Here is a 14505-nt window from a genome sequence, read left to right as displayed (position 1 = left end):
TGCCATAGCCGGAGTCTAGCAATCCGATCCATGCACCGGCAGGCGCCGGGGGACGGGCGCGGCGAAGCCCGGCATGTGTGGCAAGCGTAAGCCCAACGCCGCCGTCATTTCCCACCCTTGCACATCTTCAGACACTGCTCCAGCGTCTCGAACGGCACGTTGCCCTGGCAGCCACCCCAGATGAAGCGCCGGCAGCTGTCGCTCTTGTAGTCATAAAAATAACCCGGCTTGGCGGCACGGCAGGGACCGGGGTCGGGCTTCTGCAGACAGCTCACGTGCAGGCTGTCGGCTGCCGGCACGCGGCTGCCCGGGTTGTCGCCGCCACCGCCGCAGCCGGCGAGCAGCGCGGCGGCCAGGAGGGCCGTCGGCACCAGGGGATTGGCATCACGGGCCGGGGACATCGTTTGCTCCGTCGACGGTCTAGCGTTCACTCGTGCTGCGATGCCAATGTTGCCGATCGCTCAGCAGTCGGCCCGTGACGGCGCAATGCCCGCACGGCCTGTCCGCGGGGCGCGGTGAGCCACCAGTCGCGGTGACGGAAGTCCGCGGCATCCCGCGCCATGGTCTTGACGCTGCCAGCACGCAGAAAGCGCCAGCCCTTGACCCGCGGCCCGTGTACGAACAGCGTCCACGCGGGCCGGCCGTCGCGCAGCACCACCCGATGATAATCACTTCCACGCAGCAGGTTGAGCCGCCAGGGGCGGACATGGCGGGTGCGAGTGGGCAACTTTGCGACATCCGTCACGGCCATGCCAGGCCGCGGCGGCCGCGCCAGGCGCAGCTCGTCGTAGCCGCCGGTCAGCACCAGGCTCGCGGCGCGCCCCCAGGGATGGTCGTGCAGGCCGCGGTCCGGGTCAGAATCCACGAATCGGTGCAGGTAGACATGCCACCCGAACAGGCCGGCGAGGTAGTAGCGCTCCAGATAGGGCTCGCCCTGCTCGCCATCGATGATGCGGCAGGGTAGGCGGTCGGTGATGCGCAGCAGCAAAGATTCGATGGTGGACACGGCTCGGCTCGGGTGGCGGGCGCAGAAGAGCGCAGAGCCTAACCCGGCCGGAGCTCAACCGGCGAGTCCGCCTGCACCAGCCAGACCACCTGATGCGGTTCGAGCGTAAGACGATCCGGCCACTCGGCAGCGTCCGCCTCCCAGCCACCGATGAGCTCGCGCCAGGAGTGGCGCTGCCAGTGGCGGTCGATGCGACTCATGGCGCAGCCGCTGGTGCGCCCGGTGAGGTTGGCGATCATCCAGAGCCGCCGGCCGTCGGCGCCGGTGCGGCGGATGCCGAACAGGCCCCGCGGCAGATCCAGCACGTGCTGGGGCGCCTCGGGGTGGAAGGCGGCCTGGGCGCCACGCAGGTGCAGTCGGCGCAGGTATTCGGGCAACACGCGGGCGGCGGGATGCGCGCTGTCCTCCGCGAGCATGGCGGCGAGCTCCGCCTCCGTCCACTTGTGCCGATTGATGCTGCGGGCGCGACCGCTCTCTTCGACGCCCGCGAAGTCGTTGCCGCCACCCAGCAGGCTGTTGAAATAGATGCCGGGAATGCCCTGGAGGCTCATCGCGATGGTCTGCGAGCACAGGAAGCGGCGGATGGAGGCATCCCGGTCGCCGGGCACGCCGACGGCGTCGTAATAGGTGATGTTGAGCTCGTAGGGGGTGGCGGAGCCGTCAGGGTTGCTGCGCCGGCTCACCAGCCCACCGCGCTGCTCCATGGCCGCCACCAGGGCGTCGAGCTCCGCCTGCGGCAGCAGCCCCTCCAGCGGGCGCACGCCGATGCCGTCGTGGGATGCGGTGAAGTTAAAAAAGGTGCAGCCCGGCGGCGGCGGCGCCAGATTGGCCGCCCAGTCGCTGAGGTAGCTCGCATCACCGCTGTGCAGCGCGTGCAGCAGCAGCGGTGGCAGGCTGAACTGGTAGACCATGTGTGCCTCGTCGCCGGCGCCGAAGTAGCTGATGTTCTCGGCGTGCGGGACGTTGGTCTCGGTGAGCAGCAGCACGCCGGGGGCGAGCATCTCCAGGATGTCGCGCAGCAGCTTCACGATCTCGTGGGTCTCGGGCAGGTGGATGCACGGGGTGCCGATACGCTTCCAGAGGTAAGCGATGGCGTCCAGCCGGATGAGCTCCGCCCCGTGGTAGACGTAGAGCAGCAGGATGTCCAGGTACTCGAACAGCACGTCCGGGTTGGAGAAGTCCACGTCCAGTTGGTCGTGACTGAAAGTGGCCCAGACGTGGCGCTCGCCGCAGGGGGTCTGCACGGCGCGCAGCAGCGGCGTGGTGCGCGGGCGGGTGACGGCGGAAAGGTCGGTGCCGGGCTCCACCTCGATGAAGTAGTGCCGCTCCGGGGCCATACCGTTGCAGTAGGCGCGGAACCACGCGCTCTGCCCGGAGACATGATTGATGACCAGATCCACCGCCAGGCGGTAGTCCCCGCTCAGGGCATCGATGTCGTCCCAGGTGCCGAGCGCCGGGTCCACCGCGCGATAGTCGATCACCGCGAAGCCGTCGTCAGAGCTGTACGGAAAAAACGGCAGCAGGTGCACGGTGGAGACGGCATCGCCGACCCGATCGCCGAGGAAGCGGCGCAGCGTCGCCAGCGGCGCCTCGCCGTTTGCCCGCACCATGTCGCCGTAGGCGATGAGCACGGCGCCGCGCTGATCCCAGCCATGGCAACGCGCCTGCACGGCGTCCGGGTCGAGGCAGTGGGCGCCGACACCGTAGCGGCCCACCACCAGTTCCAGCCGTTGCAGGAGCCGCGGCAACTGATCCTCGCCATAGAGCCGTACAAGGCGGCCGCGGATGCGCTCGAAGACGGCACGCTCCACCACGCGCATGGGCCTACTCCGTCAGGTTGCGTATGTTGTTGATCATGCTGCGCAGGCTGTCGCGCAGCACGCGGTAGCTGAAAAAGCGGCCCGCCACCCGGTAGTTGTGGTCCGTGAGCTGGCGCCGGTAGTCCGCGTCCTGAATGATGCAGCGGCATTCCTCGACGACGCGCTGGTCCACGACGCCGTCGATGGTGGGTAGCCTGAAGCCCTTGGGCTCGATGTCCCGCTGGTACACCGAGTAGCGCCCCACCACCAGGGGCTTGCGGAAGTACACGGCCTCCAGCAGCGCGTTGCCGAAGCCCTCGTAGAGGCTCGGGAAGGTGACGAAATCCGCGTGCGGGTACAGGTCACTCAGCACATAGACCTTCTGCCCCTCCTGATTGAGCTGGCGGCGGTCGGCCATGCGGTCGCCGAAAAACTTGAGCGGGACACCCTCGTCGCGGGCGAGGTGCTGGATCTGGCGGGCGTACTCCATGCCCTCGTCGCCGCTGTTGTGCGAGATCACCAGGTGGGCGCGCGGCAGCTTGAGCCGCCGGATCAGGTGAATGGCGTTCTCGATGCCCTTGCGCGGCACCACACGGGTGGGCTGCAGGATCAGCAGGTCGTCGTCCAGCAGCCCTAGCGCGTGGCGCACGTCGGCGGCATAGTCGTCCGGCTCGCCGGGCGGGTTCTCGAAGTCGAAGACGTTGGGCACCAGAATGCTGGGCAGACCTTTGCGCCAGGCGATCTCCTCCCGCGCCGCCTGGTTGATGACCACGTGCTGAAGGTGCGGCACGCGCGGCGGAAAGGCCATCTCCAGGTAGTCGTCCACCGCCGAGATCTGAAAGCGCTGGCGCTCCCACATGAAGTCGTGGTGATGGGCGATGGCGGGCATCCCCGTCTCCAGCAGGAACTCCGTAATGGCCACCCCGAGCGGGATGTGCATGGGGATGGTGAGCGCGTTCTCGATGATGAGGATGTCGAGGTCGAAGCGCGCCCGGAACTCGTACAGCGTGGACTTCAGGTACTCGGTCAGCTCGCGGATGCGCCGGCTCGCCTCCGCGCAGCGCCGGGTGCGGCCCCAGAGCTGGCTGTTGATCCAGGCGTTCTCGGCGTGGTCGAAGAAGGCCTCGGGCACGCACAGGCTCACGCCGGGGTCGCGGTCGAGCACGCCCGCGTACCAGTAGCTGACATGGCCGCCGAGCCAGAGCACCTCGGCCCATTTGGCGGCTTCCAGCGACACGCCATCGGTGCCGGCGAAGCGGGTGGAGACGAAGCCGATGTTCTCGGGTTGCTTCATGCGGTTACTGTTCCAGACGCAAAGACGGGCGACAGGACCATCGGCGCGTGTTCGCGCGGCTGCGCCACGAGATTCGGGCCGCGTATAATGCCGCTGCAACACCCCGCCGCGAAATGCCACACGCCGCCATACGCCGTTCGATGCGCGCCGCGGCCGAACGACCGGGCCGAAGCGCCGACCATGAAGCCCCGGATGCAAGACCCCATGCAGTTCTCATGCCCCATGGTGCTGGCGGCATCCCGCTTTACCAACGCATCGGCGGCGGCCGCAAGCGCCCGTGTCCGGCAACAGCCCGACATCTGAGATGCGCGTCGCCATCGTCCATTACCATCTTCAGCTTGGCGGCGTCACGCGCGTCATTCAGCACGCCCATGACGCGCTGCATCGGCACGGCGCGCGGCTCGTGGTGCTCTGCGGCGAGCCCCCCGCCGGCGGCTTGCCCGCGGACCTCCAGATCCGGGTCCTGCCCGGACTCGCTTACGAAGAGCACCGGGCCCGCCAGTCGCCGGACCAGCTCGCGGCGACCATGGCGCGCGAGGCCTTCGACGCGCTCGGCGACACACCGGATGTCTGGCACGTCCACAACCACTGCCTCGGCAAGAACACGGCCCTGCCCGGCGCGCTGCTGCGACTCGCCCGCGACGGTCACAGGCTGCTATTGCAGCCGCACGACTTCGCGGAGGACGGGCGCCCGGCGCTGTACGAACGGCTGCGCGAGCAACTCGCGGGCGGCGACATCGGCCGACTGTCCGCCCTGCTCTATCCGCTCGCACCACAGATCCACTATGCGACGCTGAACCGTCGCGACCGGGACTTCTTGGCCGCTGCCGGTGTGCCGCCGGGGCAACTGCATGCACTGCCCAATGCCGTGTCCGTGGGCGATCTGCCCCCCGACAGTTCGCCGGCTGCCCAGGATGCACCGGAAACGGGCACCGACGGGGAACGACTCTGGCTCTACCCGACCCGCGCCATCCGCCGCAAGAACCTGGGCGAGCTGCTGCTCTGGGCCGCACTCGCCGGGCCGCAGGATCGCTTCGCGGCGACCCAGGCGCCCCAAAATCCGCAGGAGCGGCCCATCTACCAGCGGTGGGTGGCCTTGGCACAGGCGCTGGCGCTGCCCGTGCGCTTCGCCGTCGGTGCCGGCGACGTAGACTTCCGGGCGCTGATCGCCACGAGCCATGCACTCGTGACCACCAGCATCGCCGAGGGCTTCGGGCTTGCCTTTCTGGAGCCCTGGTTACTCGGGCGCCCGCTCGTGGGCCGCGATCTGCCCGAGATCACCGCGGACTTCATGGACGCCGGCGTACGCCTGTCGGGCCTCTACGAACGGTTGGACGTGCCATTGGCCTGGCTCGACACGGAACGGCTGCGTACCGCCTTCACCACGGCGGCGGAGCGGCGCGCCAGCGCCTACGGCCGCCCCGCGGCGGACAGCGCGGAGCGCGCCTGGCAGAGCGCCGTTTGCGACGCGCACATCGACTTCGGCCGCCTGGACGAGCCCGCGCAAGCGCAGATCATCCGCTGGCTGCACGCCGATCCGGCAAGCCGCGCTGCCTTGCGCCCACAACGGCTGGCGTCGGCGGCGACACCAGCGCTGCTGGCTGCCAACCGAAGCGTTATCGGGCGCGAGTACTCGCTGTCCGGCTTCGGCGCTCGGCTGGCAGCCACCTATGCCGAGGTGGCCGCCGCGGTGCCCTCGGCGACCTTCGATGCCGCCCGCGGCGAAGTATTGCTCGACCACTTCCTGGCGCCGGAGCGGCTCTGCCTGCTGCGAAGCTGAGCCGCCCGGCGCCAGATCACCAGCACCGCACACCCGGGAGCCATGCGCATGACGACCGCAGCCGACGATGCACGCCTGATCGAGCGCATCCGGGCGCTCACCAGCCCGCTGACGCCGCAACCCACCGGCGCCGCGCCCAGCCTCGACCCGATGGCCGGCATCCGCGCGGTGCTGTTCGACGTCTACGGGACGCTCGTGATCTCCGGCTCCGGCGACATCGGCCTCACGGCGGACACGGCAACCGGCGAGCCCTTCGCAGATGCCTGGATGGCCGCCGAGCTGCCTGCAACGAAGCTGCCCGCGGACTTCGACGGGCGGGCCGCCCTGACGGCGCAGATCCGCGCGGACCATGCGCGCAGCCGTGCCCGTGGCGTAGCTCAACCGGAGGTAGACATCCTCACCATCTGGCAGGCGCTGCTGGCGGACCTCGGCCTGCAGCCCGACGTGACGCAGTTGCGCCGCTTCGCGCTGGAGTACGAGCTGCGGGTCAACCCGGTATGGCCCATGCCGGCGCTGAGAGCCGTCATCGCGGGGCTCGCCGACCGCGGCCTGGTGCTCGGCATCGTCTCCAACGCCCAGTTCTACACGCCGCTGATGCTGCACGCCTTTCTGGGGCAACCCATAGACGCCGCCGGCTTCGACCCGCGCTGCTGCGCCTGGTCCTATCGCCAGGGCGTGGCCAAGCCCGCCACGGCCGTCTACGAGCCGGCGCTGGCGTGCCTCCGCGAGCACCACGGCATCCGCCCGGGACAGGTGCTCTACATCGGCAACGACATGCGCAACGACGTGCGCCCCGCACAGGCACTCGGCTGCCGGACGGTGCTCTTCGCCGGGGATGCGCGCTCTCTGCGGCTGCGGGAAAACGACCCGGACATGCAGGGCATCGCTCCCGACCGGGTCGTCACGCTGCTCGGGCAACTGACCTCGCACCTGCTGCCGCCCGCGTGAGCGCACTGCCCCAGAACGCGACCCCAGAACGCGGCTGGGCTCGCCATGCCGAGGGGCCGCTAGCGCTCCGCTGCGGAAATTCCGAGACCGGGCTCGCTCGTTGTCGTTGTCGTAATCGGAGTCGTCATCGAATCTCCGCACGGTGGAGACCACGATCACGACAACGACAACGACCTGAGACGGTGTCGGGGCTTGCGCACTGTTGCACTAGCGCGCCGATGCCGCCGCGTCCTTCGGATTCCAGGTGTAGACCGCGGTGACGGCATAGTTCCACACCGCCCCGACGATGATGCCTGCAACCGCGGAGATCACCCACCAGGGACCGCCCGCCGGCGTGGCATGGAACAGGTAGGTGGCTATGCCGACGTTGGCGACGGCGCCCACCGAGCACGCCAGCGTGAACGACACCCAGCCGCGCAGGAGCCCCCAGCCGCGCAGCCGCCGGTCTCGGTAGGTGAAGAAGTTGTTGAGGAAGAAATTGAAGGTCATGGCCACCAGCGCCGCCGCCGTCTGGCCGACGACAAACGGCTGGCCCCATCCCCGGAACAGCACGAACAGCACGGCCATATGCACGAAGACGCCCAAGCCCCCGATGAACGCGAACGGAATGAACCGCGTTGGGACATAACGGCCGATGCGCTTGTCGAGCAACATCAGGATGTATTCGGTGGCCACCATGCTGTCGAGCTTGCTGCTCCCGGCGACCCGCACGCCGAAGGTGTAGGGCAGTTCCTTGAACCGTAGCGGCCGGCGGGCGCTGATGAAGATGTCCAGCAGGATCTTGAAGCCGATACCGGACAGGTTACGCACCACCTCGTCGATCACGTCGCGCCGCAGCATGAAGAAGCCGCTCATCGGGTCCTTCAGATCCGCCTTCAGCATCAGCTGCGACAGCCTGGTCGCCACGCGGCTCACGAGCCGGCGCCCCTCGTCCCAGCCGCCAAGGCTACCGCCCTCGACGTGACGGCTGCCGACGACGATATCCAGTTCCTCGTCCCGCAGCGCGCGCAGCATCTCCGGCAGCAGCCGTGCGTCGTGCTGGAGGTCCGCGTCCATGACGGCGACGTAGGGTGCCGTGGTTGCGAGCATGCCCTCGATGCAGGCACCCGCGAGACCACGCCGGCCGATCCGCTGCACGATGCGCACCCGGCTATCGTCGCCACCCACCGCCCGCACCAGCGCCGCCGTGCCATCGGGGGAATCGTCATCGACGAACACCACTTCCCAGCGCAGATCGCGAAGCGGGTCCTGCAGGGACTCGATCAGGGGGAGGATGTTGTCGCGCTCGTTGAAGGTCGGCACGACGATCGCCAGCAAGGGTCCCGCCGTCATCAGCGCTCGGCTCCGTCGCAGGGAAACAAAGTTAGGTCTACATCGCTGCCGGCCGCGAAAGCCAAGCGACCGAAAAAGGCGAGCGCAGCACCGTCGGCAAAGGTGGCGCCAATCTATCGGCGTCTCCCTAGCGTTGGCGATTAGGGTACCCGTCGCCGGATAGCGATGCCAACCGCAATTGCGCTGATCGAACAAGACGAACAGTACCGGTTGCTCGCAGCGCCGTGCTCACCGCAACCTCATAAGCGCCGGAACCACTCCTTTGCCAGCAAGATCAGCTCGGGCACCGTGGGCACCGAATTCAGCGGCTTGCCCGGGGGGAGTGGCCGCGCGCGAGCCGCGAACTGACTTGATCCCGCCGTCGCGCGCCCGAACGCGCTTGTGCTCGCCACGACCACGCCAGGCGGTACTGCTTCAGGAACAACACGGCCGGCAGCGCGAGCCATCGCGGCATCCGCCAGCGGTTCACTTGCCTGGAGTTCTTGCCTGAGTACAGTCATCATGCCCACGATGATGGCGACGAGCACATAATAGAAGTCGAAATACGAAAGCCCCAGGAACAAGCCACTGACCGCATAGCCCACCAAGCTCGCCTGTATCAGCCGCGCGAGGTTGTTCATCCATTCCAGGTGCTCGATTCCGCGCGTCTTCCTGACGATGCGCCCGCAGGCACGGAAACTGAAGAAGCCGATCATCAGAAACAACGCCAAGCCGATAAAGCCATGCTCGCCCATGGTCTCGAAGTAAATACTGTGTGCATCGGTACCGCGAGCCCCGACCTCCGGCAAGTACATCAGATAGGTCGCAGGCTTGAAGGCCTCGAATCCCCCGCCAAGCGGCCGGTCCATTGCCAGATTGAAGGCCATGTGCCAGGCCTTGATTCGGCCCATCGCGGAGCCGTCCTCCTGATAGGTCTCCATCGTTTCCATACGCTCATGCCAACTTGCTGGCATAAAATTGAAGACGATAGATCCCACGACCACGGCCACTAGCAAATAGAACACTCGATTCTTCGTCTTCCAAATCACGAACAATCCCATCGCCGCGATGCCAACGAAGGCACCGCGCGACTGGGTACCGAATATGGCGAAGACGCAAAGCACAACACCAACCAGCAGTGCCAGCTTCACGACCCGGTACTCGACGACACTGCGCAGGTACACGAGGAGGGGAATCGTCATATTCAGCGCCAGGCCGATCTCGTTGTTCCCACCGATGAAGCTGCCGGCCGGCCCCCATACTTTATAGCCGCCGCCGGTCAAAATTGTAAAAAGACCGCCCTTGAATCCATAGAAACCGATGGACAGAGCGGAGACCGCAGTCAGGGAAATGATGCGCTCCTTTGAGTTCAACATGATCATGGCCACATACGTGGTCAGCATAATCTTCCAGACCTTGTCCCACTGCCACCAGGCAAGATAAGGATATAAACTGAAAATCGTCGTAATCAGCATCCATAGCCAGAACAGCGCCAGCGTGACGGTAATCGGACTAATCGGTATACGCTTCGACTCTTTCCTCGCAATCAGTAGGCTGGACAGCATCGCCAGCGCGATGATTTCAGCGAACGGCTGGTTGGTCAGCGTCCAGCTGATGCGATGCGGATTCATCAGCGACAGCCAGTACCAAACCAGCACGCCGATGAACGGCTTCATATAGATGAAGGGAACCGATCCGTAGATGGTCACCAACAAGAAGATGTCGCGCAGTCCCATGGCTTAGTCAGATTCGATGCCGGGAAGCCCGAGGCCGGATGGCGTCAGTGGCACGCGGCTCTGGACGTAGCGATATTTTCCGGACGGTGCGCGCGGAATGACCGGAACCTGCTCGACGCTGATCTCGACCGTCGCACCCAGACGCTGGCGGAATCGTGTCGTGATTTCGGCAATGACGCCCGGCGCGAGGGGCGTGGCGGTGGTCACGAGCACGCGCGTGCGAGCCAGGGATTCCTGGAGGATCTGGAACTGATCGATGCCCTCCAGGTCGCGCAGGATGTAGATGAGCGCCAGTCCGTGCATCACCGTGCCATCTGCTGCGACGACGAAGTCAGTCGTGCGCCCTTCGATGCGCGCGAGCACGGGCAGACTCCGTCCGCACGGGCACGGCTCGGCGTCCAAGGCGCCGACATCACCGGTGCGGTAGCGAATAAACGGGAAATCGGCGGTGGCGAGATGCGTGATGACGATTTCCCCGCACGCGCCGCCAGTCACCGGCTGACCGTCGCGATCCAGGATTTCGACGATGAGGTCCTCGGCGGTGATATGCAGGCGCCCCTTCGGACACGCGTGTGCAATGAACCCGGCATCCCTGCCACCGTAGCCGTTCGCGACGGGGCAGCCGAATACCCGGGTGATGATGTCGCGCTGATGGTCATAGAGCCGCTCGGATGTGACGAAGGCGACGCGCACACCCAGGTCGTCGAGGTTGATGCCTTTTGCTTGCGCATGTGCGGCCATCAGCGCCAGCGACGACGGATACCCGAACAGCATGCGTGGGCGAAAGCGCCGGATTTCGGCGATGAAGCGGTGGAGATTCGCCGCAGAGAGGTCGAACGCGGGCAACAGACGCGAGCGCAGCAGCCCATCGCGCAGCATCCGCACGCGGTCCTGGGCGCCGAGCTCGATGGGTGAGCCCCAGACCACGATCTCGCGGTCGCCGATGTCAACATCCCACCAGCGCGTAGCCCGCCACTTGGCAGCGACATCATGGCTGACGCGCTCCTTGCCGATATAGAACACCAGCGGCTCACCGGACGAGCCGCCGGTATTGAAACGGGCCAGGCCCTGGGCATCCCGCGCCTTCAGTGCATCGGTGTTGGCGCGGATGATAGCCTTGTCCATCAGCGGCAGGCGCCGTAGGCCGTCCACATCCTGCACGTCGGCGGGGGTGAGTCCGTGGGTGTCGAAAAGGCGACGGACGTAGGGGACGCGGGTGTATGACGCCCGAATAAAGGCCGCAAGCCGCTGCCGCTGATATTCGCCGAGCTCATGCGGCGGCAGCCACTGCGTCCGTTCCAGGGCACGGCGGACTGCGACACTGCGATGTCCCTTCGCCCATTCATGCAGCGGGAACAGCACACCACTGGCAAAGCGGGTATAGAGATCGCTCATCGGCGTGCCGGCTCACTGTCGAGGGCGGTCTGCCCGGCTTCCGCTGCACGGCCGAGCAGACGCCCATAGACGTCGCGGTAACGACCGACGCTGCCTGGCCACGTGCGATCCTGCTCGACATAGCGCCGACCCGCGGCGCGCTGGGCGTCCCATCCGTTGCGAGCGGCGAGCATCGACCTGACGGCGCCGGCCAGGGCCTCGGCATCGTCCGCCGCGAACAGCCGTCCGTTGACACCGTCTTGGATCAGCTCACGGTGACCGCCGACGTCCGACGCGAGCACGAGCTTGCCTTGCGCCATGGCCTCAAGGGGCTTGAGCGGGGTCACGAGCTCGGTCAGGCGCATGGAGCGCCTTGGATAGACCAGGATGTCCACGAGGCCGTAGTAGCGCTCGACGACGTCGTGGGGCACGCGGCCGGTGAAGTGCACCCGGTCACCGAGACCAAGGGCGGAAACCTGCTCGCGCACGCGCGCGTCCTGCGGACCGCCCCCCACGAGCAGCAGATGCACAGGCTGACCACCGGGTATCATCCCGCCCGACGTGTCACCCAGCAGCGACAGGGCCGCCACGGCCAGGTCCAGGCCCTCATAGGCGTAGAAGGAACCGAGGAAGCCGAGCACGATGGCGCCGCCGAGACCGAGCTCCGCAGCGAGCGCCTCGTCTTTCGGCACCTCGAAGGCGAAGCGCTCGGCGTCCACGGCGTTGGGAATGACGGTGAGCTTCCCGGGCGAGATGCCGCGGGACTGGATGTCCTGCCGCAGCCCCTCGCAGATGCAGGTGACCGCATCCGCACGGCGAAAGACGTGGCTCTCCAGCGCGCGTGTCAGCCGATAGCGCGGGCCGCCCTCGCGGCTGGTGCCATGATCGGCGGCGGCATCCTCCCAGAACGCCCGGCACTCGTACACCACCGGCAGCCCGTGTCGGCGCCCCACCCGCAGCGCCGCGAGCCCGTTCAGGGCGGGCGAGTGCGCATGCAGCAGATGCGGCCGCTCGGCATGCACCGCCGCGTCCAGACGCCGGGCCAGATCATCCACGATGCACCACTGATTGACGACGGGCAGGCGGCCCGACAGCCCCTTGGGCGGCGGCGTGCGGTAGAAGCGCAAGCCCTCGATCTCTTCGACGACGGCGGCGCGCTCTCCCTGCTTGCCGGAGGTGATCTGCACCGTCTCCCACCCAAGCGCGGCCTGCTGCTTGAGAATTGCGCGGGTGCGGAAGGTGTAGCCGCTATGCAGCGGGATGGAGTGATCCAGGACGTGCAGAATCTTCATCTAGGCGGTCTCGGCAACGGCCGGCCGCGGCGCGGCCTCGCGCAGCAGGAAGGCATCGAACATCAACAGGCTCCACAAGGCGGCGCTGTAGTCGCGCCGGCCGCTGTCGTGGGTTTCCAGCAGATGCAGCAGGCCGCGGCGATCGAACAGTCCAGTGTCGGCAAGCCGCGGCCCTAGCAACGCCGCCCGCACGCGCTCGCGCAGCGGACCACGAAACCAGCCCGCCAGTGGCACGGCAAAACCCATCTTCGGGCGGTACAGCAGATCCTCCGGCAGGTGCGAGCGCAGTGCAGCCTTGAACAGGTGCTTGCCGTCGCGGCCGCTGAGCTTGAGCGCCGGCGGCAGCGAGGACATCCACTCCACCAGTTCGTGGTCCAGCAGCGGTACCCGTACCTCCAGCGCGTGGGCCATGCTGGCGCGGTCGACTTTGGTGAGGATGTCGTCGACCAGATAGGTCTTCATATCCAGGTACTGCACCAGCGACAAGGGGTGATCCGTGGGACTGGCGGCCGCGTGACGGCGCAGCACTTCCACCGCTCGATAGCCTTGCAGACGCCGCTTGAAGTCGGCGCTGTACAGCCGCTCGCGCAGCGCATCGTCGAGCACGGCGATGATGTTGAAATAGCCGGTCACCGCATCCCGCGCGAGGGCCTGGAAGGTGGCCTTCGCGCGCAGGAAGCGCGGCGCGCCGAGCAGCGCTGGATAAACCCGGCCGAGCGGCCCGAACAGGGCGCGACGGGCGGCGAACGGCAACATCCCGCGCAGGCGCTGCTCGTCGAGATGCCAGCCGTAGCGCTTGTAGCCGGCGAGGTTCTCGTCACCGCCATCGCCTGAGAGCGCCACTGTCACCCGCCGGCGGGCCAGGCCGCACACCAGGTAAGTGGGCAGCGCGGAGCTGTCCGCGTATGGTTCGTCGTGAAGGCCCGCGAGCGTGTCCAGCAGATCGAATCTGTCCACCTCGAGCTGCTCGGTATGGTGAGCCGTCGCATACCGGCGGGCCACCTGCTCGGCGTAGCGCGACTCGTTGAAGGCCGGATCGCCGAAGGAGATGGAGCAGGTATTCACCGGCCCCGTGCCCCCGGCGGCCATGATCTGCGCCATCAGCGCCACCACGGCACTGGAGTCCACACCGCCGGAGAGGAAGGCGCCGAGCGGGACCTCCGCGATCAGCCGCAGGCGTACGGCCTCGCGCAAACGCTCCAGCAATTCGTCGCCGGCGCTCGCCGCATCGAGCTCCGGGCCGGTCGCGAAGGGCACGTCCCAATAGCGTTGCGGCTGGGGGCGCGCGGCGCCGCGGCGCACCGTCAAGTGATGCCCCGCCGGCAGCTTCTGTACCCCGGCATAGATGGTCCGAGGCTCGGGCACATAGCCGAAGGCAAAGTAATCCTCCACCGCCTCGGTCGCCATGGCGCGCGGCAGGTCCGGGTGCTGTTGCAGCGCCTTCAGCTCAGAGCCGAACACCAGGCTGCCATCGCCGAGCCAGGCATAGTGCAGCGGCTTGATGCCGAGCCGGTCGCGGGCCAGGAACAGCGTCTGCCGCTGCCGGTCCCAGAGGGCGAAGGCGAACATGCCGCGGAAACGCTGAACGCAGTCCGCACCCCAGGCTTCCCAGGCATGGACGATGACCTCCGTATCGCTGTGGGTGCGAAAGCGATGGCCACGCGCGACCAGTTCCGCGGCGAGGGTCTGAAAGTTGTAGATCTCGCCGTTGTAGACGACAACGACCGTCTCATCCTCGTTGAAGAGCGGCTGACGCCCGCCCGAGAGATCAATGATGGACAGGCGGCGATGACCGAGCCCCAAACCCGGCTCCAGGTGGATGCCGTGCTGGTCCGGTCCGCGGTGCGCCTGGCTGTCGTTCATGCGGCGCAACAGAGCCGCGGGTACGACGGCCGCGGCCTCTGCGGCGAGAATTCCCGTTATTGCACACATGCCGTCGCCCTACCCGATCGCTCGGATCGGCGT

General features: G+C 67.2%; 11 protein-coding genes. 2 read left to right on the top strand and 9 right to left on the bottom strand.

Features of this window, described 5'->3' with window-relative positions:
* Positions 1-104: 104 nt before the first annotated feature.
* From LJE69_RS02635 to LJE69_RS02620, 4 genes are read right to left on the bottom strand one after another with little or no spacing between them, the layout of a single operon-like run.
* Positions 105-401, bottom strand: a complete 297-nt coding sequence (locus tag LJE69_RS02635; protein WP_296921218.1) for a BPTI/Kunitz domain-containing protein — start codon at positions 399-401, stop codon at positions 105-107.
* A 26-nt stretch (positions 402-427) separates the two neighbouring features.
* Positions 428-1006, bottom strand: coding sequence for a hypothetical protein (locus LJE69_RS02630; RefSeq protein WP_296921216.1), 579 nt, complete (start codon positions 1004-1006; stop codon positions 428-430).
* 38 nt (positions 1007-1044) lie between these two features.
* Positions 1045-2826, bottom strand: coding sequence for a sugar phosphorylase (locus LJE69_RS02625; RefSeq protein WP_296921214.1), 1782 nt, complete (start codon positions 2824-2826; stop codon positions 1045-1047).
* Between the two features lie 4 nt (positions 2827-2830).
* The gene (locus LJE69_RS02620) at positions 2831-4099 is read right to left on the bottom strand and encodes a glycosyltransferase family 4 protein (protein ID WP_296921212.1); all 1269 of its coding nucleotides are present in this window, start codon (positions 4097-4099) and stop codon (positions 2831-2833) included.
* Positions 4100-4403: 304 nt separating this feature from the next.
* Between LJE69_RS02620 and LJE69_RS02615 the strand changes: the two genes are divergently transcribed.
* Positions 4404-5879 (top strand): glycosyltransferase family 4 protein, encoded by a 1476-nt coding sequence (locus tag LJE69_RS02615; RefSeq protein ID WP_296921210.1) that lies wholly within the window; start codon positions 4404-4406, stop codon positions 5877-5879.
* 48 nt (positions 5880-5927) lie between these two features.
* Positions 5928-6827, top strand: a complete 900-nt coding sequence (locus LJE69_RS02610; protein ID WP_296921208.1) for an HAD family hydrolase — start codon at positions 5928-5930, stop codon at positions 6825-6827.
* Positions 6828-7034: 207 nt separating this feature from the next.
* Here the strand turns inward: LJE69_RS02610 and LJE69_RS02605 are convergent, their stop codons facing one another.
* From LJE69_RS02605 to LJE69_RS02585, 5 genes are all read right to left on the bottom strand, one after another.
* Positions 7035-8159 (bottom strand): glycosyltransferase family 2 protein, encoded by a 1125-nt coding sequence (locus LJE69_RS02605; protein ID WP_296921206.1) that lies wholly within the window; start codon positions 8157-8159, stop codon positions 7035-7037.
* A 239-nt stretch (positions 8160-8398) separates the two neighbouring features.
* A complete protein-coding gene (locus LJE69_RS02600; RefSeq protein WP_296921204.1) occupies positions 8399-9874 on the bottom strand; it encodes a putative O-glycosylation ligase, exosortase A system-associated in 1476 nt (491 codons plus the stop codon).
* Positions 9875-9877: 3 nt separating this feature from the next.
* A complete protein-coding gene (locus LJE69_RS02595; protein ID WP_296921202.1) occupies positions 9878-11269 on the bottom strand; it encodes a phenylacetate--CoA ligase family protein in 1392 nt (463 codons plus the stop codon).
* Positions 11266-12540, bottom strand: coding sequence for a TIGR04063 family PEP-CTERM/XrtA system glycosyltransferase (locus tag LJE69_RS02590; RefSeq protein WP_296921200.1), 1275 nt, complete (start codon positions 12538-12540; stop codon positions 11266-11268). Before LJE69_RS02590 ends, LJE69_RS02595 begins: the two co-directional genes overlap by 4 nt.
* Positions 12541-14472 (bottom strand): XrtA/PEP-CTERM system amidotransferase, encoded by a 1932-nt coding sequence (locus tag LJE69_RS02585; RefSeq protein ID WP_296921198.1) that lies wholly within the window; start codon positions 14470-14472, stop codon positions 12541-12543.
* Positions 14473-14505: the final 33 nt, after the last annotated feature.

It is taken from the genome of Thiohalocapsa sp. (assembly GCF_022340605.1).
Classification (GTDB): Bacteria; Pseudomonadota; Gammaproteobacteria; order Chromatiales; family Chromatiaceae; genus Thiohalocapsa.
Note: the sequence above shows the minus strand (reverse complement) of the source record. Positions and strands in the feature narration are given on the sequence as shown.

Bases quoted from the DNA above. Each gene is read 5' to 3' on its own strand.
- LJE69_RS02635 (WP_296921218.1), bottom strand. From the start codon at position 401: ATGTCCCCGGCCCGTGATGCCAATCCCCTGGTGCCGACGGCCCTCCTG.
- LJE69_RS02625 (WP_296921214.1), bottom strand. From the start codon at position 2,826: ATGCGCGTGGTGGAGCGTGCCGTCTTCGAGCGCATCCGCGGCCGCCTT.
- LJE69_RS02620 (WP_296921212.1), bottom strand. From the start codon at position 4,099: ATGAAGCAACCCGAGAACATCGGCTTCGTCTCCACCCGCTTCGCCGGC.
- LJE69_RS02615 (WP_296921210.1), top strand. From the start codon at position 4,404: ATGCGCGTCGCCATCGTCCATTACCATCTTCAGCTTGGCGGCGTCACG.
- LJE69_RS02610 (WP_296921208.1), top strand. From the start codon at position 5,928: ATGACGACCGCAGCCGACGATGCACGCCTGATCGAGCGCATCCGGGCG.
- LJE69_RS02605 (WP_296921206.1), bottom strand. From the start codon at position 8,159: ATGACGGCGGGACCCTTGCTGGCGATCGTCGTGCCGACCTTCAACGAG.
- LJE69_RS02600 (WP_296921204.1), bottom strand. From the start codon at position 9,874: ATGGGACTGCGCGACATCTTCTTGTTGGTGACCATCTACGGATCGGTT.
- LJE69_RS02595 (WP_296921202.1), bottom strand. From the start codon at position 11,269: ATGAGCGATCTCTATACCCGCTTTGCCAGTGGTGTGCTGTTCCCGCTG.
- LJE69_RS02590 (WP_296921200.1), bottom strand. From the start codon at position 12,540: ATGAAGATTCTGCACGTCCTGGATCACTCCATCCCGCTGCATAGCGGC.
- LJE69_RS02585 (WP_296921198.1), bottom strand. From the start codon at position 14,472: ATGTGTGCAATAACGGGAATTCTCGCCGCAGAGGCCGCGGCCGTCGTA.